18 protein-coding genes are annotated in these 23,810 nt (G+C 33.1%); 1 reads left to right on the top strand and 17 read right to left on the bottom strand.

All coding sequences use genetic code 11. The features are described 5' to 3' along the window. The first annotated feature begins 134 nt into the window (after positions 1-134). The gene (locus FN795_RS09675; protein WP_142450409.1) at positions 135-1,541 is read left to right on the top strand and encodes a DUF4403 family protein; all 1,407 of its coding nucleotides are present in this window, start codon (positions 135-137) and stop codon (positions 1,539-1,541) included. Positions 1,542-1,559: 18 nt separating this feature from the next. Here FN795_RS09675 and FN795_RS09670 read toward each other — a convergent pair whose 3' ends face one another. From FN795_RS09670 to FN795_RS09590, 17 genes are all read right to left on the bottom strand, one after another. Beyond that, on the bottom strand, positions 1,560-1,829 hold the full coding sequence (locus FN795_RS09670; protein WP_142450408.1) for a hypothetical protein: 270 nt from the start codon (positions 1,827-1,829) through the stop codon (positions 1,560-1,562). After that, positions 1,819-2,403: a DUF420 domain-containing protein gene (locus tag FN795_RS09665; protein WP_142450407.1), complete on the bottom strand. Its 585-nt coding sequence runs from the start codon at positions 2,401-2,403 to the stop codon at positions 1,819-1,821. The genes FN795_RS09670 and FN795_RS09665 overlap by 11 nt, the downstream gene beginning before the upstream one ends. A gap of 1 nt (position 2,404) precedes the next feature. Then, positions 2,405-3,094: an SCO family protein gene (locus FN795_RS09660; RefSeq protein WP_142450406.1), complete on the bottom strand. Its 690-nt coding sequence runs from the start codon at positions 3,092-3,094 to the stop codon at positions 2,405-2,407. Between the two features lie 11 nt (positions 3,095-3,105). Continuing rightward, a complete protein-coding gene (locus FN795_RS09655; protein WP_142450405.1) occupies positions 3,106-3,747 on the bottom strand; it encodes a hypothetical protein in 642 nt (213 codons plus the stop codon). Positions 3,748-3,826: 79 nt separating this feature from the next. After that, positions 3,827-4,183 (bottom strand): cytochrome C oxidase subunit IV family protein, encoded by a 357-nt coding sequence (locus FN795_RS09650; protein ID WP_035651494.1) that lies wholly within the window; start codon positions 4,181-4,183, stop codon positions 3,827-3,829. 19 nt (positions 4,184-4,202) lie between these two features. Continuing rightward, positions 4,203-5,198 carry a cytochrome c oxidase subunit 3 gene (locus FN795_RS09645; protein WP_142450404.1) on the bottom strand — a complete coding sequence of 332 codons (996 nt, stop codon included), beginning with the start codon at positions 5,196-5,198 and terminating at the stop codon, positions 4,203-4,205. Between the two features lie 42 nt (positions 5,199-5,240). Further along, positions 5,241-5,828: a cytochrome c oxidase subunit 3 gene (locus tag FN795_RS09640; protein WP_142450403.1), complete on the bottom strand. Its 588-nt coding sequence runs from the start codon at positions 5,826-5,828 to the stop codon at positions 5,241-5,243. 2 nt (positions 5,829-5,830) lie between these two features. Next, positions 5,831-6,733, bottom strand: a complete 903-nt coding sequence (gene cyoE, locus FN795_RS09635; protein WP_142450402.1) for a heme o synthase — start codon at positions 6,731-6,733, stop codon at positions 5,831-5,833. Between the two features lie 157 nt (positions 6,734-6,890). After that, positions 6,891-9,014 (bottom strand): energy transducer TonB, encoded by a 2,124-nt coding sequence (locus tag FN795_RS09630; RefSeq protein ID WP_142450723.1) that lies wholly within the window; start codon positions 9,012-9,014, stop codon positions 6,891-6,893. A gap of 21 nt (positions 9,015-9,035) precedes the next feature. Continuing rightward, positions 9,036-9,779 carry a deoxyribose-phosphate aldolase gene (gene deoC, locus FN795_RS09625; protein ID WP_142450401.1) on the bottom strand — a complete coding sequence of 248 codons (744 nt, stop codon included), beginning with the start codon at positions 9,777-9,779 and terminating at the stop codon, positions 9,036-9,038. A gap of 109 nt (positions 9,780-9,888) precedes the next feature. Continuing rightward, positions 9,889-10,281 carry a VanZ family protein gene (locus FN795_RS09620; RefSeq protein WP_142450400.1) on the bottom strand — a complete coding sequence of 131 codons (393 nt, stop codon included), beginning with the start codon at positions 10,279-10,281 and terminating at the stop codon, positions 9,889-9,891. Continuing rightward, positions 10,274-10,654, bottom strand: coding sequence for a glycine cleavage system protein GcvH (gene gcvH, locus FN795_RS09615; RefSeq protein WP_035651485.1), 381 nt, complete (start codon positions 10,652-10,654; stop codon positions 10,274-10,276). Before gcvH ends, FN795_RS09620 begins: the two co-directional genes overlap by 8 nt. Positions 10,655-10,739: 85 nt before the next feature. Continuing rightward, a complete protein-coding gene (gene sov / locus FN795_RS09610) occupies positions 10,740-18,005 on the bottom strand; it encodes a T9SS outer membrane translocon Sov/SprA (protein WP_142450399.1) in 7,266 nt (2,421 codons plus the stop codon). Between the two features lie 23 nt (positions 18,006-18,028). Further along, entirely contained in the window at positions 18,029-18,610 is a 582-nt protein-coding gene (gene ruvA, locus FN795_RS09605) for a Holliday junction branch migration protein RuvA (protein ID WP_035651481.1), read from the bottom strand. 61 nt (positions 18,611-18,671) lie between these two features. Next, the gene (locus FN795_RS09600; RefSeq protein ID WP_142450398.1) at positions 18,672-20,963 is read right to left on the bottom strand and encodes an NADP-dependent malic enzyme; all 2,292 of its coding nucleotides are present in this window, start codon (positions 20,961-20,963) and stop codon (positions 18,672-18,674) included. A gap of 159 nt (positions 20,964-21,122) precedes the next feature. Further along, the gene (locus FN795_RS09595; protein WP_142450397.1) at positions 21,123-21,548 is read right to left on the bottom strand and encodes a CBS domain-containing protein; all 426 of its coding nucleotides are present in this window, start codon (positions 21,546-21,548) and stop codon (positions 21,123-21,125) included. A 257-nt stretch (positions 21,549-21,805) separates the two neighbouring features. After that, positions 21,806-23,809, bottom strand: coding sequence for an OmpA family protein (locus tag FN795_RS09590; protein WP_142450396.1), 2,004 nt, complete (start codon positions 23,807-23,809; stop codon positions 21,806-21,808). Position 23,810: the final 1 nt, after the last annotated feature.

The following is a 23,810-nucleotide window of genomic DNA, read 5'->3' as shown; positions in this document are numbered from 1 at the left end:
TAAATTATGATAACAAAACGTTAATAATTACATTTTAATATTTAAATAAGACGGCACACTTTTGTAATTGTTACACTTTTTCACAATTATTTAATTGTTTTCTTAATTTTGTATCACTCAAAAAAATTGTAACGATGAAGTTCACTTCAATTTTCGCTCTATTTACAGCAACTGCATTCCTTGCCAGCTGTTCCACATCTCAAAAATTAGAAACTCTAAAACCCGAGCCAGACGATGCGAGTCCTTTGGTTTATGATGCGAATCCATCTTTTATCAATTTGCCGATAACGGTAAAACTGACTGATATTGAAAATCAAACCAATGCTCTTTTAAACGGATTGATTTATGAAGACAACAATATCGAAGATGATGATATTGAAATGAAAGTTTGGAAGCAAGCACCGATAAAAATTCAGAATGACCCTTCAAACCCTGATAAAAAAATCAAAACAATTTTGCCATTAAAAGCAACTGTCAAATACAGAATTGGCACTAAAAAACTAGGCGTCGATCTATACGACACGCGTGAATTTAATTTAAACGGGGTTATCACATTATCGAGTGATGTTGCGCTCACCAATTGGAAATTAAATACTAAAACAGAATTCAAATCATTAGATTGGAACGAAAGTCCAACTATGATGGTTTTCGGAAAAAGTATGCCAATTACGTATTTGATAAATCCAGCAATTTCTATTTTCAAATCAAAAATCGAAAAGAAAATCGACGAATCAATTGAAAAATCAATGGATTTTAAACCGAATGTTTTAACTGCATTAGAAAAAATTTGTACGCCATTTCAAATGAGCGAAACTTATGAAAGCTGGTTAAGAATTGCTCCAATTGAAGTTTATTCAACGAACGCAAAACTCAAAAGCGATTCCTTTTTACTAGATATGGGAATGAAATGTAATATGGAAACTATTGTTGGGAAACAACCGGAATCTAAATTCAATGCCAATAAAATTGTTTTGAAACCTGTTGCTAAAATCCCAAATCAGGTTAGCGCCAATATTGCTGCAATCTCAACTTATGCGGATGCTTCAAAAATAATGACGAAAAATTTTGCCGATCAGGAATTTGGATCTGGAGGCAAAAAAATTACTGTTAAAAATGTTTCTATTTGGCACAAAGACGGAAAAATGGTTATCGCGCTGGATGTTTTAGGATCAATAAATGGAACATTATACCTAAACGGATTTCCGCAATATAATCCTCAGACAAAAGAAATTTATTTCGACAAACTGGATTATGTTTTAGACACCAAAAGCAAATTGATGCGAACTGCAAGCTGGCTTGGACAAGGCTATATTTTAAGAAAAATGGAAGCAAGTTGCCGTTATTCAATTCAGCCAAATTTAGAAGAAGGCAAAAAAAGTATGGCTTCTTATTTAAAAAATTATTCTCCAATGCCCGGAGTTTTTGTAAACGGAAAAATGGAAGACATTCTGTTTGATAAAATACAATTGACTAATCAGGCGATTATCGCTTTTATTAAAATAAATGGAACAGTTAATGTTTCCGTTAATGGACTAAAATAATAAAAAAAGCAGTCTAAATTAGACTGCTTTTTTCTTTTTAGATTGGTACATTCTGTAAATCAGAACGCCAATTATACCTACTAGTAAATAAGGAATTACCATTAAATATACAATTCCGTCATTTACAGCCTCCGCTTTTTTTACATTAGAATCTCCTGCAAGTGCCGCACGGCACATAGCACATTGCGCATTTGCCGAAATTCCAATTAAAAAGAAACAAATTCCAAAAAACAAAGTTTTAAATTTTGGTTTCAAACCTTGAATATTATTTTTTTTACTAATTAGCATAATACGGAGAAATCATTAAAAATACTACAACGCCAGTTACAGCAACATATAGCCAGATTGGAAAAGTGATTTTAGCTATTTTTTTATGTCTGTCAAATTGCTGTCCAAGTGCTCTTACATATGAAATAAGAACAAGTGGAATAATTGCGATTGAAAGTAAAATGTGAGTTATTAAGATGACAAAATACACCAATCGAAGTGAGCCAACTTTTGCACTCTCTACCGCATCAAGAATACCATCATGATTTAAATCTCCAAATTTAGTAGAATCTGCTGTCATATGATACGCAACATACATTACCAAAAAAGCAACAGACAAAGCAATAGCAAAAGTCATTAGGCGCTCATGCAATAAACGTTTCCCGTTTTTAATAGCCATTACAGCCGCAATAAGCACAACCGCTGTTATACCATTTATCGTTGCATAAACTGGAGGTAACATAGATAATGGTTCAACATTATATCCAAAATCTTTTAGTTTTACACCAAATAAAATTGCAACTACAACCGGTATTATAATTGAAACCGCAATTATAAATTTATTATATTTTTTTTCTATTGAATTATCTTCCATTTTATTCTTCTAATAACACTTTAATATCTTCCTGAATTTCTCTAACTCCTTTTTTGTCTAAACCATCGTAATACAAAATAGGATTTCCAAACTCATCTTTTCTGCAACGGATTTTTCCATCTTTATCAATTAAAGCAAATAAACCCGAGTGCTCAAAACCTCCATTCACCTTATCATTTTCTCCTGCATACAAATTGAAACCTTTGTTAGACAAATCCATAATTGTTGCCTTATCACCAGTTAAGAAGTTCCAATTTGAAGATTTCACACCTAATAATTTTGCATGATCTTTTAAAACTGCCGGAGTATCATGAGCAGGATCAATCGTGATTGAAACGATTCCGAAATTAGGATTTCCAAAGAATGTTTTCTCAATTTCCAGCATACTCAAATTCATCTTTGGACAAATTGAAGGACAAGTAGTAAAGAAAAACTCTAAAACATAAACCTTTCCTTTATAAGTGCTATTAGAAACTTTAGCACCATCCTGATTTGTTAATTCAAATTTAGGAGCTGGCCCAATAGTTAATAATTTAGCTGAATCTTTTGCACCTTTCAAACCAACATTATCTAAACGATTCCCTTTTACAACTTCGCCGTTTTGAATTCTGTCAACAATTTTTGGCACTGCATAAATTCCGAAAATCAAAACGATAAACGAAATTCCGATATATGATTTATTTTTAAACATGTAGGTAAAAATTAAAGTTGTTTAGTGGCATTGTGATTCTTTTTAAGAGCCGCACGATATTCGTATAAAATGATTTTAAAATCATCCAGCATTTCATTGCTGAGCTCAGAAGGATGAAAAGTATTGTATCCCTCTTTGTATTCCTTTTTATCTTTTCTTCCTCTAAGATTTCTTTCTTTATCAACAATATAAACATTTGAAGTTTCAAGATTCTTATTTAGTTTTTCTTTTAGATGAAGTCCATCATAAAACTTTTGAATTTCTTCATTTGAAGCAAATACAAAATTCCAATTTTTAACATCTGTAAAAGGAGATAAAGCATCAACTATTTTTTGAGCTTGTTTTTCAGTTCCAAGCGGACATAGAATTACAAACTGAAGATCTTCAAAACCATTATAACGTTTGTATATTTTTTCATTTAGATTAAAATAATTACCTCGGTTTTCTAAAATATTTGTACCTCCAAAACCAAGTACAGTAATTTTTTTATTGAGAGAGATTTTCTTCCCGTTTAATGAATTCCAATTTCCAAAGTCAGCTACTTTAGGTGTTATTACAGGAAGAGTTGTAAAACTATTTACACCAGAAGCAAAAAACAAATAAGCTACAATAGGCAGAACAAAAAGGACAAAGAGAACTATATTTTTTTTCATTGTTTATGCGGGAAAATATTGAGGTACAAAAATAAAAAAAGCTCCGTTAATCGGAGCTTCTTTTCGAATTAATATCATGTTAAAAATTCCATTTAATAGTAGAATCTTTAAAAACCCCATAAATATAATGTCCTTCTGTCAAAAGAATAAACAATAAATATAAAACTAGGAAAATAACTGGTGATACAACAGACCATCTAAGGCTGCTTTTTTCACCTTCCATGTGCATAAATGCCCATACAATATAATATGCTTTGAATATTGTAAGGATATAAAATATCCAGTTCAATAAATTCAAACCTACAAAATGATTACCTTCTAAAACTGCAGGTTTGTAGATACCAAGAATAACCTCTACTGTAGTTACTACTGATAATAATATAAAAACAAACCAGATTCTTCTTGTATTTGATACGTATTCGTGACCGTGTGCCATAATAATAAATCTTAAAAAATTAAACTAAGTAGAAAACTGTAAATACGAATACCCAAACTAAATCTACAAAGTGCCAGTATAATCCAACTTTCTCTACCATTTCGTAGCTTCTTCTTTTCTCGTAAGTTCCTAATAATACATTAAAGAAAATAATGATATTAATGATAACTCCAGAAAATACGTGGAATCCGTGGAATCCAGTAATAAAGAAGAAGAAATCAGCAAATAATTTGCTTCCGTATTCGTTTCTTGTAAGGTTTGCGCCTTCTACTACATATTTTGCAGTTGCTAAACGAGTTTCAGCTTCTGCTCTAGTCAGAACTTTTTTACTCTTTTTTCCGTTATTTTCAATAATCTGTTCTGTTCTAATCAACAATTCAGGATGTGCTTTAAATCCAGCTTGTACTTCAGCAACTGTGTATGTAGCCTGCGTTTCAGCATCTTCCATAAACCAAGTTGAATGACTTCTTGTTAAAGCCTCTCTTTGTTCTGGCAATTTTACAGCAAACTCTTCAAGAGCAACTCTTTCTCCTTTTGCGTTAACAAACTGCAATAAACTTCCACCTGCTGTTTCTACTGCACCATATTCTCCTTTTATGAAGTTTTTCCACTCCCAAGCTTGAGAACCAACGAAAATTAAACCTCCAATAATAGTTAAGAACATATAAATAGCAACCTTTGTCTTTTTTAATTGATGACCTGCATCAACTGCTAAAACCATTGTTACAGATGAGAAAATCAAAATAAAAGTCATTAAGGCTACATAATACATAGGAGCCGAAACGCCATGCATAAATGGGAAGTGAGTAAACACTTCATCAGCCAATGGCCAAGTTTCAATAAATTTAAATCTAGAAAAACCATAAGCAGCAAGAAATCCAGAGAATGTCAAGGCATCTGATACGATAAAAAACCACATCATCATTTTACCATAACTTGCTCCTAATGGCTGGATATCCTCTCCGCCTCCCCAAGTTTTTTCGTTGTTATTTGCAGTAGTAACTGTCGCTTCCATAAAAGATATTCGTTAAAAAGTTCCCAAATTTACGTTTTTTTCTTATTTAAAGAAATATAAAAATAAAAATAAATATACCCATAATAAATCCAAAAAGTGCCAATACATCGCACCTAGTTCTATACCAAGAGTTTGAGTCGAATTGTATTTTTGTTTAAAATGATTATAAATTATAATTAAAAGCGAAATTAATCCGCCCGCTAAGTGCAATAGGTGTGTTACAGTAACAACATAAAGAAAAGTTGTAGTAATTGAGCTACCTTGTCCTGTAAAATAATATCCTTTTTCAACGATTTGTCCAAATCCCTGAAATTGCAATACAACAAATAAAACCCCTAAAGCTAAAGTTCCTAAAAGCAATCCTGTAACAGCGCTTCTATTGTCTTTCTGAATGGCTTTTTTTGCTAAATAAAATGTAACGCTACAGCCAATAATTACTGCTGTACTATAATAAAATGCTGTTGGCAATTGAAAATCCTTCAACCAGTCAGCTCTTGATTTACTAACCACAAATGCACTTGTAAGTCCTGCAAACATCATGGTCATACTTACCATTGCGAATAACAAAATCAGTTTTGCCGATTTTGATTTTCTTAATTGTTCATCACTTGCTTTAATTGTCATTTCCATAACTATCTTAAAAATTTATCTACTATAAATACAATCTGCAATAGTGAAATGTATGAAACACTCACCAGCATTAAAGTTCTTGCAGACTTTGCCGTTCTCAACTGATACAATTTTACAGCATAAAAAAGCATCCACAATCCTAATAAAAACACTAAAACTGCTGCAATTGGAGAAATAAACAATTGCCCTGTATACCCCAAAACTGGAAGTAATGAAGCTATGATCAGCCAAATTGTATACAGAATAACCTGCAAAGCAGTGCCTTTATCTTTCTTTCCTGTCGGAAGCATAAAGATTCCTGCTTTTTCATAATCTTCATATAAAAACCAGCCGATAGCCCAAAAATGAGGGAATTGCCAGAAAAACTGAATTAAAAACAAAGTTCCTGCTTCAATTCCGAATTCGCCTGTAGCAGCAACCCATCCTAACATAAAAGGTATTGCTCCAGGAAAAGCACCAACAAATACAGATAACGAAGTAACCGTTTTTAGTGGCGTATAAATACTTGTGTATAAAAATATTGAAATCGCAGCAAACATTGCTGACTTGGCATTAATGGTATAAAGCAAGCTGATTCCGACAATAGTCAACAAACTTGCTACAAACAAAGCCATTTTTGGAGACATGCGTCCTGAAGGAACGGGGCGATTTTTTGTTCGGTCCATTAAAGCATCTATATCTTTTTCAATGACCTGATTAAATGCATTTGAAGCACCAACCATGCAGTAACCGCCAATTGACAAAACAAGCAAGACACTCCATTTAAAAGGATGTTCGGCATTTACACCTAACAAATATCCAGCTATTGAAGAAAACAAAACACTGATAGCCAAACCAGCCTTTGTAATCTCTTTGAAATCCAGAAATATTGATTTTAGTGAAATTGTATTTTTAGTAGCGTTCAAACCTCTATTGTTTGTATATTTTTTTTGAGTGGTGCAAATGTACAAATTAGATTGTAGAATACAGAACTATAAATTTAGATTTTTTTCAATAAAACCTTTACAAAATAAGGACTTGCAAATCTTTAACACAATTATTTCGAAAAATCTTATAAAAATCCTAGTAATCGAAATACCAATTAAAAATATCTGAACGTAATCCGATACTAAACCAAGTCGTACTTTGCTTAAAAGTTGTAGCCGTATCCTGAGTCGGATCAAAGTTTCTGTAAATAAAACTTCCAAACAATTTCAGATTTGTCATTGGGTTTATCAAATAACCTCCTTGAATATCTGCAATAAAAACATCTGTTTTATTTCCCTGACCAACTTTTACCCCTTTGTCATATGGACGTTTTACATCATAACTTTTATAAATGTCACCACCATAATTATAAGTATCCTGAGTGGTATTAAAATCAAGTCCTCTTGTCCCAACAGTAAATTTTGCATCACCAAAAATACGCCCTTTATGATAACGTCCAATTACAACTAATTCATTAAAATTTCCGCCCCATTGGTGACCAAGACTTTGATTATTGTGCCCATAATTTGTAATTACGGCACTATGTGAATACACATAAGGACGAACATGATTATACTCGACTTGCAACAAAAGATCTTTTACATCGAATGCATTATAATATTTTCCTCCAATTTGAAAACCAAATTTATTTTTCCAGCTTTTATCGCCCGCCTTTACATCTGAAACTGAAAATTCATCGATTAAAAACTGAGAATATAAATTTATACTGTTATTCCATTTATATTTTCCAGTAATACCCAACATCGCATTTCCACTTCTTGAAGAAGAAGTAAATTCAACTGTACGATAAAAAATAATTGGATTCACAAAATTGACATCAAATCCTCTATTATTGGTATCTGTCCAAACAACAGATTCGAAGAAACCTAAATTCAATCTGTTTGAAACATTCCAGCTTAAATAGTGATTCGCCATGAACTTTGTGGCATATGTTTTATCAACTGTAACTTCTGGTCGAACATCTTTCAACCACATATAAGTATTCGTATATTTTATTTTCCAGAAAGTAGTATTAATTTTAAAATACGGATATGGGCTCGCCCCGTCACTTTCGATTAATGAACGATAACCGTCACCAATAAAATTTCTTCCGTAACCTAACTGAAGATCGAAAAATTTATATGGCGTATAAGTAATATTTGCTTCCGCCAAAGGAAAATCATATGCATCTGTTTTAAAACGTTTTGCAATTCCAATTCCAGGAATAATCGCTGGGTTTCCTCCAGAAGGCTTTAATGATTCAGCATAATCATTGAAATATCCGGCAAATCGGCCTTGACTTTCAAAAATTGTTGTTGTAAAATTTATTTGTTTCCCTAAACCTCCTCTGAAATTTAAAGCACGCGTATTAACATAGGTATAAGAAGCGTCAAGATCTGAAGCTTTTCCCATCTGCAAATCAACAATCGGATTTAAAGCCAGCCAGTAATCTTCTCCCTGAATCTGGACTAAATTCTCATTCCACCATTTTCTTCCAAGCCATGTTGAAGTCTTTTTTTGAAGTGACTCATTTACAGCTTTCAAATTATAATATTTTGAAACCTCAGCGTAGGTATAAGGTTTTGAAGAAGTATGACTATTACTTCCAACCTGATTCATTGCACCATCAAACTGTGCGTAATAACTATGAGAAAAGGGAATATTTAAATGGCTTTCAAATTCTGGATTATTGTATTTTTTATAAACAATACTATCCAATTCTGTCATTGGTTTTTCAGTTGGTTTTAAAATTTGTGCTGCCGCCGCGGCTTCCGCTGCCATTTGATCCGTACTTTTTAACGGAATATTTATTGTGATGGTGTATTTTGAATAAGTCGGCTTTCCATTGTAAGTTGACGGCTTAATTGTTGGAAACTTACCAAAAACACGTTTCGCCTCATTAGACAAATCTTCATTTGCCGTATTTACATAAATCACCTTAAAAACACCAGTCGCATCTACTTCAAAAAGTACTTTAACTTCTCCTTTATAATTATTTTGTTTTAAATTTTCCGGAACTTCAAAATTTTGAAAAACAAAATCCTGAACTTCTTTATAAAAGCAGTTTTCTAATTTTTTATCTATTAAATTTTCGCAATTCTGAAAAACAGGAAATTGTTCACTTGTGAATCCAGATTTAACCGAGGAAGTATTATTTTCTTGTGCAAAAGCAATTAAAGAAGTTAGCATTAAAATAAAAGTCAGGGCGCTTTTATTCATTACGTAGGTTTTGGTTTTCATTTAATATTGATTTGTGGTATTCTCTCCGTTAACAATTGCTTTTGCTGCCGAAGTTCCGATTCGTTTAACTCCTAAACGAATCATTTCTATTGCGTCTTCATATGATCGAACACCGCCCGCAGCCTTAACTGGCAATGGTGATGCATTTTCTAACATTATAATTATCACTGGAACAGTCGCCCCATTAGGCAAATCATTCTCCGTTTTAAAAAAACCTGTAGATGATTTTACAAATACTGATGCGTAATTCTCCTCTTTAAAATTAGAAATCACAACATTTTTTATCAAAGCCGAAAGCTGAATAATTTCTTTATCAGTCAATGCGGCTGTTTCAATAATCCATTTTACGGTTTTATTGTGTGCTAATCCAATTTGGGTACCTATTAAAACTTCATTTTTAACTAATGCAATTTCGCCGTTTTTGAAAGCTTCATAATTACAGACAAAATCCAAATCATCTGCTCCGTTTTCAATTGCTTCATTTGCTTCTTTAATTTTGCTTTCCAAATCTGATTTGCCTTCCGGAAAATCAATAACAGTACCAACAAGCAAAGGCGAGCTGGCTTTCAAAATCATTTTTTTAGCCAAGCTGACATGTTCTGGCCGAATCATAATTAACTTAAAACCTTCTGCAATCGCTTCTTCTATTGCATTTTTTACAACAATATTATTTTCTGCTTCAGAAAGTCCAGCTTGCGAGGCAGTTTTAAGATACGTTGAATCAAGGTATTGCTTAATGTTCATGATTTTACTATTACATCAGATCGGCACAAAAATACATTTAAAATTGAAAAAAAAGCATTATTTATAAGGGTTCATTTTATGATAATAAAAAACCCACCGAAGTGGGTAATTATATTCCTATTATTTTATCAATCAGTTTCCTAAATCCTATAGCAGAAAATACTCCGGCAGTTGCTCCGATTGTATTTGCCAAGACATCTGTTACATCTGGAGTTCTTGTAGTTGTTAAAACACCTTGAAGAATCTCGATTGTAATTCCAAAGAAAACTGAAAATATAAATGAAATCAAATATGCTTTATAATCGTTTGCATGCTGACCTTTCAATTCTTTTTTAAAGAACAGAATCCATGAAATTGTAAATCCAAAATGAAAGCAAAAATGAACGATTTTATCTATACTTGGAAAATCTATTGCCGGAATATTACTTGAATTTGTCAAACAAAGATAAGTAATGATACCTGAACAAATAATCGCCCAAATTAAAAGAAGTTGTTTAGGCACCGATAAGTTGTTTGTAAGCTGCATCAGACAATAACGAATCAATTTCTGAAGCATCAGCAATTTTTATTTTGATCATCCATCCTGCTCCGTAAGGATCAGAATTTACTGTTTCTGGTGCGCTTTCCAAACTATCATTGAAAGCAATAATTTCTCCTGTTAAAGGCAAAAATAAATCCGAAACTGTTTTAACAGCTTCAACCGTTCCAAAAACTTCGTCTTTATCTAATGTCTGATCTAAAGTTTCTACCTCAACATACACAATATCCCCTAACTCTTTTTGTGCAAAATGAGTAATTCCTACAGTCGCAACATCTCCTTCGATGCTAACCCATTCATGATCTTTTGTGTACTTTAAATTTGCTGGTATGCTCATAATAGTATGTTTGAAAATTGATAATTTAATAATTAAGTCACAAATGTAATAATCTTCTAATAAAATCTAGTTTAGAAATCTAAATTTAATTTCCGAAATTATACCTGAGTGTAAATCCTGATCTAATATTTGTTAGCGGGAAAGAAGTCGAAATAACTGCTTTCGAGAATGAATGGTCATAATAAAATATAGCTGTCAGATTTTTGCTGAATGCATAATCTGCGGTTAATTTTAATGCCCAAATATTTTGTCCTGCTGCCAACTGGTTATTGTCATAATCTAAATAACGTACCAATGTTTGATTATTACGATATGAAAAATCAGCTTTTATATTAATATCACTTTTAATAATTCCCGTTGGATTATCCGCTAAACGAGATGAAAAAATAACATCTTTAAATCGGTAACCCATTCCTACAACGTACTCTACACCTCTTACTTCGGTCAGTAAGTTATTATCGAAACTCATTGACAATGCTCTGTCTCTTTTTATTTCAGTCAGTAAACGGAAAGAACTTTTCAGCTCAAAATCAACACGAATCAACGGGCTAAACTGCTCTACTAAATTGACATTTGACATTATCGTTTGATTATAGAAATTCGAGTTTATATCTTGCCCGTTTGGATTTTGATAATAATCAAAATTAGACCTAAATTGGTTAATAGTATAGGATGCACGGTAATTGTGCTGCAATGAAAAACGTCTAAAGTGATCTTTAAAATACTTAAGGCGCATCAACCCGTTATATTTAATCGACCAGTTTGGAATAGGAAAACTTCTAAAAATACTGGTCGAAGCATTCGACGCATCTTTTCCTGTATATGCCGCTAAAAAGGACGGAAGCAATACCGCCTGATTGCTTTTACCATAACCTATCGGATAACCGTCATTTGACTGAATTAACTTTCTCTGACTATTATTTGGATTTGAAAGATCTTCTATAGGTGCATTAGGATTTTCAGGAGGAAGTGCTGTTGCATCATATCGCGGAATCGCTGCGCCTGTACCATAATGATCCTCTGCCAAACGATTCGCAATTACCAAACGATTATTTCTAAAATCATCAAATGCTGCAGATTCATTTTCATTGCTTGTCGCAAAAGATGTTTTAATCAGCACAGTTGAAATTGAAAACATTCCATAAGTATAAGGTGACAAAGGCTTATAAAATAATTGTCCTATTGAATCTCTAACACTATATTGCTCTGATGAATTTTCAGAATAAGCACGATCCATCGCTAAATCAATTTTTAGATCTGGCAATAAATCCATGTTCGCAGTTATTTTTAAAATCTTATTTTCTACCTGTGTAAAATTTTGGTTGAAATTATCATAATTCGTCAACCACCCATTTTTTGCTGATTCATATCGAACGTCATCCTGGCTTCCAAAAATAAATCCTAATGAAGGCTTTGCTGTACCAAAGAAACCTACACTTGGAGTATAACCCGGTAAAACTGTTCCGCTATTTTTAGTATAATTAACCTGAATGTTTTTTACACTTGTTAAAACTCCAATTAAACCATCATAAAACGGACTATTTTTTTCTACTGGTTTAGCAGTATTCACCACTTTTTCTCCAGGTTTTGGAGGTCCGGCTGGTTTAGGTTTTGCAGCTGTTTTTGAACCTGGCGTCAATCCTAAATATTTATATAATAAATTCATATTTAAGGTTGTCGTCAATGTATTTGAATTTGCATTCTGAATTGTATTCCCTAAATTATATGTAACTCCGTCATCAGCAGTAAATTCAGACATAGCTGTAGAAGCACGTTGCCAGCTATAATCAGCTGTATACGAATAACTCGCTTTTACAAAACTCAGAACAGGAATTTTATACAGCGGAATTTCATAATTCAATACTAATTGCTGTAAATGCTGATTTGGTGTACCAATATCTAAATAATCATCCCAAATATTAAAATCTTCTTTTGGCGTTTTATCTTCATTCAAATAATTCTTCACAATATTATTTGATGCCGCTGTATAATTTAATTTTAATGATTTAGTCAGATTGAAACCAAATCCATATTGGTAATTAAAAGCAAAATTTCTTCTGTAAAGCGGATCAAGTCCTATACCTTCAACCTCAACCTGTCTATATTGTTGACGATTGCTTTGTCTTAAAATATTTGTATTAAACGTAATATTCGAAGGCAAATAATTAAAATTGAAATCACTCAACATTTTCCAATAATCACTTTTTTTCATGAATTTGGTCTGCTTGAAAGGCACAACTTCTTTTGGCTGAAAAGTATAAGCATAATTTACAGCAGAATTTGATTGTTGATCTCTATAATCTTCAACTTCATAATCATGGCGTGCCACCTCATTATATGATTGTGAAAAAGTGAAATTTTCAACATCATAAACATGCGGTTTTTGTTCTGGAGCCCTATCTTTTCTTACACCTATAAAGTTGATGCTTTTACGCTTTGTATAATCTATTGCACGAGTCCTGATATTATCTTTTTCTGCCTCATCGGTAGTTTCTCTAAGTAGCTGATCTAATTTAATATCCTGATTAAAAGGATCATATTCTGGCGTAATAACTTCTTCACCAATTGCATAATTAAAAGGCAAATTGATTCCCCATTTATGTGGTAATAATTTTCCTAAATTCAAATTGGTCACAATATTATATTGCTGAATATCTTCACGATCTCTCTCGTTTGCTCCTTGTTCCAGCGATCCAAATCCAATTGTACTTTTTCTTCCAGTTGCAGAAATGGTTGCAAAATCAGCCATATTGGTATCGATATTTAATAATGCCGCCATACCACCTTTATTGTCCAAATCTGACATACGAAGCTCATTGAACCAAACCTCTCCTTTTATATCCTTATGATCGGCCCTGCTCTTAACTCCTACCATTAAATTTCGAACCAAACCAAAGTTTGGATTTCCTTTAATACCTAACTTTAATTTGCTATCACCATCACCTCCTTCAGGAATTAAATCTGGATCATCATCAGGATAATAAACCCCATTAATATCTCTTTTAGGAGAATTAATATCCAATGGCATTGCCTTAATTTTCATTTTTGTCAATAAATCCAGGGCTAAATCAATATTATTCTCTTCCATCCAAACCAAATCCGGGCTTATCGTACAAGACCCTCCTGTTTGTGTAACTTTTAAGGGAATCTCAACTTGATAATAGTTTTGAGTAAAATCATTACCAAAACGAATAAAACCAACCATTTCATCGTCTCTTAAAGTAGCTTCATTAGGAAGAGATTCAGCGTGCAAGAACATTTTCAGTTTTTTGTATTGACGCATATCAACACTTACATTCTTGAAAGCAGCTCTAGAATCTAAATATTGCAATCCTGCCCCTCCAATTCGAACTGCCAAAGCCTGCTCATTTTGATTGATTATCGTATTGTTGTTATACAATTGTTCTCGCTGAACACCTGGCGGAATAACGTAATTTACTGGACATTTTGTTCCGTTTTCCTGAATATTAACTGCGGCAACATCAAACTGAACTCCGTCATCATCTGGATTTGGATCATTTGCATCAAGTGTACCAGTATATTTTCTCCATTCACCTCTAACTAAATCCAAAGCTCCAAAACGAACTGTCATCTGATCATTAAAGCCAGTCATAAACATACGCATGAAACGAATCGATCTGAAATCAGATATGTTTCCAATTGTATTTTGAGGCGATGCTACTGGAATCTTAAATTGAATCCATCTTGCATTAGTTGTACCTCCGTTTGGAAGATCCACAGTAGTTGGACGAATATCTGTAATATAATTTTCTCCGATCTGCATTCCCGGCTTAATATCAATACTATATTCGTAATATGCATTAATCGTACTCATGGTATTATCACGATTAATATCCTCTACATCTGGCAGTGTTGTTGACCCACGATTAGGATCATTAATACTAACAGCAGAGTTGCCTTCTGTACCATTGTATTTTTTATAACGATTGATAACTCCTCCATCTGTATTTAGATAATACGTATAGTTATCAGCTGCGGGATCTTGTTCCCCTGCATAATTATTATAAATCGCGGCTTCTTTAGCATCTGGCAAACCATCTAAACCAACGTCTTGATTTTTACGATTATCCGGGTTAGTATCAAATGCATAAATCAATGATTGAGAAGCTGGAACATCACCCCAAATAGGTTGCGGATTTACCATTACCTGATCTGGACCTAAACCATTCTCATATTGTTTTCTTCCATCTTTTAAAACATCTTCAGAAACTTCCCCTAAGTTGAAATAGATTTTACCAGTATTATTTGCTGGAGCTTCTCCATTTCCAACATAAGGATCCAATACCCAAAACTGAATATATTCAACATTTCCTTGTTCAAAATTTGTTGAATTCAGCGCACGCATAATTCCTCCAAAATTAGACGAAGCTGCACTTGAACTAAAATTTGGGTTATTGTTGTAAGGCCCTCTGTCAGACGGAAAATAAGTTAAATCAAGTGTATTAACCACTTGGATCTGACCTTGGGCAATATCTGTATTTGGATATAACTCTTTACTATAAATTCTTCTTGTAGAATTTAATGACAAATCATCATTTGAAATACCGGATGGTTTTGAGGAGTAAAAAACTGGATCGATTGTATACCAAGCCAATTTTGCTCGCTTAAATCCGTAATCAAGCGTATTTGAATTGGCATTGAATGTATTATCATTAATCGAATTTACAAATGGAGTTGACGCTAAACTCCATGCATATGCAGATCTCATATCAATTGTTGACTGAGAACCTTCAAAATCATCAATATAAATTGTTGCTTCGCCTTCAAAATCACTTGCTTTTGGAGCATCCGGTTTTAAAAAAGCAACTTCACCTCGTATCGAAAGATTTGACGGAACATCAGTATCCATATTTGGAAGCTTATTCACTAACCTGGTAAGGAATGGAACTTCTGTAGCATAATTACCATTGAATCCAAAAATTGTATTGTTTACTGATTCCTGGCCGTAACTTGATTTTTGAGTAAACGGTTTTTCCGTCATTTTTAAATATGTACCGCCGACAACAAATTTGTCTGAAATTTTATGTTCGATATTAAATCCTATAAATCTTCGTGTTTGTTGTCCGAAAATAGAATTGTTTTCTAATGAAACTTCAATTGGAGTGTTTGAAGCCTGAAGCGATGGATCTAAAATTTGAACTCGTCCTAATTGATAATCAACGCTGTAATCGATACCTTCAACAAGTCTACGTCCGGCTGCCATTACAACAACAGAACCTTGAGGAACGTTAAAGGCTCCAATTGGGATTCCGTTACTGCCTGAAGATTTATATTTTCCTCTAAGCAAAAACTTATTCTTGTCACTATCCTGCAATGCACCAGATTGTGTATTGCGATACATGCTTCTAAAAACGTATTTCTGCTGGTTCGGATTATATGTACTTGGATCATTGTATGTTTCTGCAGAATTTGAAATATGCAATTTGTTAAACAATATTTCTCCAAAAGGCTCCTTTGAAGTAAATATAATTCTACCATTTTGAACATCAACTGTGATCCCTGGCAGGTAATCAAAAAATCCATCACCTCCTGTTTGCGGATCATTATTGTAGTTTAATTTGTCCAAATCAAAGACATTCAATAATGGTGTTTTTGTAATATAATGTGGAGGAGGATTTGGATTAGTAGGATCATCATCAGGAAAAGTAGTTCCTGTAACTGGTGTAATATAATTTATAGGGGAAGGATCTGTATATAAAATATTTAACCTAAAATCATCTTGTTTAATTTGATAAGCTTGCGGAATTTGATAAACGTTTTTCATCATCAGATTCCAAACTGGATTCTGCACATTTGTCAAATTGCTTTTAAGCATTTTCAAAATCAAACTTTGCGTAATAATCGCCTGATTTGAATTATTATTATTTCCGGTCACAACTGTAGCGTCAACACCGTCGCTTCCAAATTCCCCAACCTGATAAACTTTGCCTCCTTCTGTATATTCATAAGCTACAGCCAAAATTTCATCATTTGCCAAACGTTGCTGTAATGATATATATCCTAACTGCGGATTGAAAGTAAATTCGTTTGCTGTCAATTTGCGGGCATTCTCTAATATTGAGTAATCCGTTCCTTCGCTTACATTTGTATTATTAAATCCAGACTTTGCTGTAACGATTTCTCTAATATTCGAATTTAAAAATGATCCCGCTTGACCAATTGCTGCAGGATCGTACGCATTATTCTCATTATCAGCAGGTGAATCAACAGACTTATTAAAAAATCCTGCAGTTGAACTGATAACAACAACTTCGTTATCAGGAACACCACTAAGAGGTCCTTCACCTAAATCCTGAAGCGCAATAACATTACGAAGGTTGTTACTTGTTGTGCTTACTCTATTTTGCTTATTGGTTACCCATACCTCTATTCGTGTTACTTGAACACGGCTATTGATAACGGGATAACTTTTTAACGAAGCATCATACCTGTCTCTAAAAAACTGAGACAAGAAAAAGTGACGGTCATTGTCATAATCTAATGCATACAAATCAAAATTTTGCACCGTACCACCTCCTTCGGCTACAACACTCTTTGTTTGTGATTTTTGCTCGGAGAAAACACCCGTTACCGTTGTTTTTCCAAACTGTAATTGTGTTTTTACACCAAATAAACTCTGCGCACCACGAATTAAAGTACTGTTTAAAGGCATGCTGACATTACCCACTTCGACTTTCTGAATAATATCATCTTCAGAAGGGGTGTAAGCCAATTTAAATAAGTTTTGAAAAGCAAATGTAGACTGAGTATCATAATTAGCATTTACTTCTAATCGTGTTCCTACTTTTCCCATCAAACTCATACTGATTCTTTGATCAAAATCAAATGTGAGGCTGGATCTGTTTCGGGGTGAAAATGATGGATTGTCTTGCTTTGTATATCGTATTCCCAAGTCCATTTCAACAGAACCAGTGGGTTTTACGTCAATTGTATTGCTTCCGAAAATACTTTCGAAAAAGCTTGAGTTAACATAATATCTTGGTAGTAAATTCTTTTTTGCAGCCTCGCTTCCTGCTTTTTTTCCATCAATAGCATCAGCTTTTTTTCTGAAATAATCTCGGCGAGATTCTTTCAGAACTAAATCTTCATATTCTTTAGGAGTTAAAATAATAGGATAGTTTACGGGAAAACCATCAACTGAATTAGTATAAATATATCGATCTGATATTGGATCATATTTATAGGCCGAAAGTATGCTTGGAGGATCTTTCAACTCTAATTTCCCTTTGGAAAACTGAGTTTTAGTTGTATCTTGAACTGCCTGATTTACTTGCGATTGCAAAACATTACCGCAAAATAAAACCAGTAAAAAAATACAAATTTTACGCATACAATTGGTTTATGTTAGTTGAGTTACAAGCTTTTTAATGCCCTTTTTATGATGGTTTCTGCTGTAGCTTCCGGATCTTCTTTTACGATCTTTTCGACTACTTTTTCAGAAGCTTTTCGAACAAATCCTAAAACTTCCAAAGCAGATAACGCTTCATCTCTGTTTGTATTGTTTTGAACTACTGAAACTTCATCCAAATCATACAATTTTAACACTTTTTCTTTTAAATCAAGTATAACTCTTTGAGCTGTTTTGCTTCCAATTCCCTTAATTGACTGGATAACTGCTACGTCTCCAGATGCAATCGCATTAATAATTTGTTTTGGTTCGATCGAAGACAACATTGTTCTTGCAATATTAGCTCCAATACCAGAAACAGATAATAACATTCTGAATATTTCGCGTTCTGACTTTTCAACAAAACCAAATAAAGTATGCGCATCTTCTTTAATTTGAAGATGCGTATACAATTTTATAAAATCAGCATTAGGAATTAACGAAAAGGTATGCAAAGAGATATTTACATGGTATCCCACTCCACCACAATCAATTACAACTTCTGTGGGATTCTTTTCAACTAATTTCCCTTGCAAATGTGCTATCATAAATATAATTTATAGTACCAAATATACATAAAAATAAGATTTTTCTCTTTTCTATATTGGACTATTGTGCTAATTTATTTTTTTTAATTTCTTTTTCCTGAGCATCGATAACTGCAATTGCAGCCATGTTAACCATTTCTTCAACACTTGCTCCTAACTGGAAAATATGTACAGGTTTGTTAAGTCCCATCATAATTGGGCCAATTGAACCTGCTTTATTCAATTCTTTCAATAGCTTATAAGTAATGTTTGCCGACTCTAAGTTAGGGAAAACCAATGTATTTACTTTTTTTCCTGCTAATTTAGAGAATGGGAATTTTTCTTTAAGCATTTCTGAATTTAAAGCGAAATCTGCCTGAATTTCTCCATCTACAATCAATTCAGGATGATTTTTATGCAGATAAGCAACTGCTTCTCTCACTTTTGATGCATTTTGATGTGTTGATGAACCGAAGTTTGAATAAGAAACCATCGCAATAACAGGCTCAATACCAAACATTTTTGCTGTTTTAGCAGTCATCAATGCAATATTAATTAAATCTTGAGCAGACGGATTAATATTGATTGCAGTATCAGATAAAAACATTGGGCCACGTGCTGTAAGCATCATATTTGCAGTTGCAACAAGTGAAGCTCCCGGCGCTTTTTCAATTAATTGGAGCATTGGTTTTACAACACTTGGATAACTTCTTGAATGACCAGTTACAACAGCATCTGCTTCACCTTCATTTACCATCATGGCTGCAAAATAGTTTCTTTCGCGCATGAATTTCTGAGCATCAAGTAATGAAACACCTCTGCGTTCTCTTGTTTCCCAATATGAATTTGCAAATCTGTTACGTCTTTCTTCTTCTTCGTTTGTTTTAGGATCGATGATTTCAAGATCAGCATCAAAACCTAATTCAGCTTTTAATTCTAATATAATTTCTCTGTTTCCTAATAAAATTGGGAAACCGATTCCGTCTTCATAAACAATCTGAGCTGCTTTTAAAACATTTAAATGATCCGCTTCAGCAAAAACAATTCGTTTTGGATTTAATTTAGCGCGATTAGTAATTAAACGCACCATTTTATTGTCATTACCCATACGTTCGCGAAGTACATCTTCATAAGCTGCCCAGTCTGTAATAGGGTGTTTTGCTACTCCAGATTCCATCGCTGCTCTTGCAACTGCAGGGGCTACAACTGTAATCAAACGTGGATCGAATGGTTTAGGAATGATATATTCTTGTCCGAAACCTAATTTTGTCGCGCCATAAGCAACATTAACCTGCTCTGGAACTGGCTCTTTTGCCAAAATAGCTAAAGCTTTTACAGCCGCCATTTTCATCGCTTCGTTAATTTTTGTAGCTCTTACGTCAAGTGCTCCTCTAAAAATATATGGAAAACCAAGAACGTTGTTAACCTGATTAGGAAAATCAGAACGTCCTGTAGCCATAATAACATCTTTACGAGTTTCTACAGCCAAATTATAATCGATTTCAGGATTTGGATTTGCCATTGCAAAAACAATTGGATTTTCAGCCATTGTCAATAACATTTCTGGCGACATAATATTTCCTGAAGAAAGTCCGATGAAAACATCAGCACCTTTTACAGCTTCTGCTAATTCAATTTTAGCGCCGTCAACAGCATATTTCAATTGTAAATCAGATAGTGAAGGATTATCTTTCGTTAAAAGTCCTTTACTATTATACATCAAAACGTTTTCAACTTTTACGCCTAATAAAACGTATAAGTCTGTACAAGCAATTGCAGCCGAACCTGCTCCTGAAACTACAACTTTAACGTCTTCAGCTTTTTTTCCAGCCAATTCTAATGCATTGATTAAAGCTGCTGCAGAAATAATTGCAGTTCCGTGCTGATCATCGTGCATTACCGGAATATCTAATTCTTCAATTAGCCTTCTTTCGATTTCAAAAGATTCCGGTGCTTTAATATCTTCAAGATTGATACCTCCAAAAGTTGGAGCGATATTTTTTACAGTCTGGATAAACTCTTCTACGTTTTTTGTATCAACTTCGATATCAAAAACATCAATATCAGAGAATATTTTAAATAATAAACCTTTTCCTTCCATTACAGGTTTTGAAGCTTCAGGACCAATATCCCCAAGTCCTAAAACGGCTGTACCATTTGAAATTACAGCTACTAAATTTCCTTTTGCTGTGTATTTATAAACGTCTTCAACGTTTGCTGCAATATCTAAACATGGCTCTGCAACACCTGGCGAATAAGCCAGTGATAAGTCTCTCTGGGTTGCGTATTTTTTTGTTGGAACTACCTGAATTTTTCCTGGAGTCGGCTCTGAATGATACAGCAGCGCTTCTCTTCTTTTACTCTCTTTGTTCATTATTTTTAGCTTTTATTCTAGCTTACAAAGATATAAGTCTTAGTTTAAAATGGGGCGTTTTTAGTGCTTTCTTTTGTTAAAATAACAATTTACGGCATCAAAAAAAAATAGTCCTTCAAAATCAGGACTATTTTTACAACTATATATTTTGGCTTTTTTTTATTGCGAAATATAAGAATTCAAGTGATTTATAGTGTCTTTTTGAATTTCGATAATTGCTTTTACAACATCGCTTATGGAGATAATTCCAACTACAGTTCCATCTTCTAAAACTGGCAAATGTCTGATTCTTTTTGTGCTCATTAGCTCCATACAATCTTCAATATTATTTGAAAGATTTACTGAGAAAACATTGCTTTCCATAATTTCATGAACAAAGGTTTCTTTTGACGATTTGTCTTTTAAAACAATTTTTCGTGCATAATCTCTTTCAGATAAAATTCCTTTTAGGTCGCTTCCATCAATCACAAGGATAGCCCCTATGTTTTTTTCACCCATTACTTTCAATGCTTCATAAACTGTTGTAGTTGAAAGTACTGAAAAAACATTTCTTCCTTTTGCGTTTAGTATTTGATTTACAGTCATATCTGAAAAAATTTAGTTTTATAAAGTTATAAAAAAATTGACACAATTTATTATCCAACCAAACTTTTTAAAAAGCTAATTCATTCATTTTAAATAAAATACAGTACATTTCAGTTTTTCAAAATTATTCAATAAAGAATGAAATCAATTGAAGAAGTTTTTTGTGAAAAATTTGTTTTTTTAACGCTTTCTATGGTTCCATAAAAAAAAGCTCTTTTCATAATTAGAAAAGAGCTCTTTTTTTGATTGTTTCTTTTTTACAAACCAACGATGATAAACTCACTTCGTCTGTTTTGCTGATGTTCTTTTTCGGTACATTTTACACCATCAGCACATTTATTTACTAATTTAGTTTCACCGTATCCTTTTGCTGTCAATCGGCTTTCATCAATTCCTTTGCTGATAAACCAATCTTTTGTTGATTGTGCTCTTTTATCAGATAAAATTTGATTGCTTTCTGAAGAAGAACGACTGTCTGTATGTGAACGAATATCTAATTTTATATTTGGATACTGATTTAAAACATCGACAACTTTATTTAAATCAGGTTCCGATGTTTTTTTGATTGTTGCTTTTCCTAAATCAAAAAAGTTCATTGGAATATGAAGTAATTTGGCTAAATCTGTTCCGAGTTTTATTGGTCCGAGTTTAACTGGTTTTACAACTGTTTTTTTGATTTCGATTGCTTTAGTTGCTAAAGGTTTGAACATTTTTTGCATTGTAAAATCCAAAGTTGTTTTGCCATTTGCTTTTTTAAGTGTTGTCGAAATATCTTTGATTCCGTAATCACTTTTTGAAGCACGAATTGAATATTTTTTACCACATTTTATTTTTGGAAAAATATAATTCCCTTTATCATCTGTTACGATTGTCGAAAGAGGATTAAAATTTTCATCGAATAAATTTAAACTTACATTCGACAAAACCTCATTCGATTCAGCATCAGAAACTGTTCCCATTAAATCTTGTTCGCAAACCAATCTTTTAGTTTCTGCAAAACGATAAACATCGTCTAAACCGTGGCCATTATCTCTATTAGAAGAAAAATATCCGGTTCTATTTTTACTGTCAATTGTAAATCCGAAATCGTCTTGTTTACCGTTTACTGGTTCTCCAACATTTTGCACATCATCTTCAATTGTGCTGTCAGGATTTATTTTTGTAACAAAAATATCAAGCCCACCAAGTCCCGGGCGTCCATCTGAAGCAAAATAAAGCTCATTTTCAGTTGAAATGAAAGGAAAAGTTTCTCTTCCTTCCGTATTAATTATTGGCCCTAGGTTTTGAGGTTGACCAAAAGTTCCGTCTGTATTTATGGCAACTTTAAACAAATCTGACTGTCCTAAAGTTCCCGGCATATCTGATGCAAAATATAATGTTTTTTCGTCCATGCTTAATGCAGGATGTGCCGTACTGTATTGATCGCTATTAAACGGAAGTTCTTTTTCATTCACCCATTCATCATTAACAAATTCAGCTTTATAAAGTTTTAAAAGCGTTACTTGCTTGTCATTTTGCCCTCTTTTTCCATCGGTGAAATTATTTCTGGTAAAATACATTGTTCGGCCATCCTTTGTGAAAACTGGCGTCGATTCATTGAATTTTGATTTCTGTTTTTTACGAAATAATTCCGGCTTTCCGACACTTCCGTCAGGCATTAAATCAGCTATATATAGTTTAGAAAAAGACTTGTTTGTCCACTTAAAACTTGTTTTTGCAATTCCGCCCGTATCTCTTGCTGAAGTGAAAACAATTTTTTTATCCAAAATAAAGCTTCCATAATCAGAATAAGGTGAATTAATTCCGGCATCTGCAATTTCATAACGACCCGAATTTAATTTAATTTGTTCCAAATAGTTTTTATCATTTCGAATCAAAGAAGCTCTTTGTTGTGAATTTGCTTTTTGATTGAATTTTTCTAAAACTTCATCGGCTTTTCGATAATTTCCTGATGCTTTTAAACATTGTGCATATCGGTACAAGTATTCTGGTTCCTGTTCTTCATTCATAATAAACAACTCATTGTACCATTGCAAAGCCGACTGTAATTCGCCTATAAAATAATAGGAATTACCTAGTCTTTGTATTATTTTTTCATCTTTAGTTCCTTTTTCTATAAGACTTTCGTATGCTTTTATAGCATCTGCGAAAGCATAATCATCATACTTTTTATCTGCGGAACTTATTTTTGTTGTCTGTGCATTTACTTTAAAAAAAAGAAATACAAACAAAACAGAAAAACTTATTATTTTAATTCTCATG

Origin of the sequence: Flavobacterium resistens (assembly GCF_900182645.1) — a bacterium.
In the GTDB taxonomy this organism is placed as follows: domain Bacteria; phylum Bacteroidota; class Bacteroidia; order Flavobacteriales; family Flavobacteriaceae; genus Flavobacterium; species Flavobacterium resistens.
The sequence above is the reverse complement of the archived record's forward strand: the minus strand, read 5'-3'. Positions and strand labels throughout refer to the sequence as shown.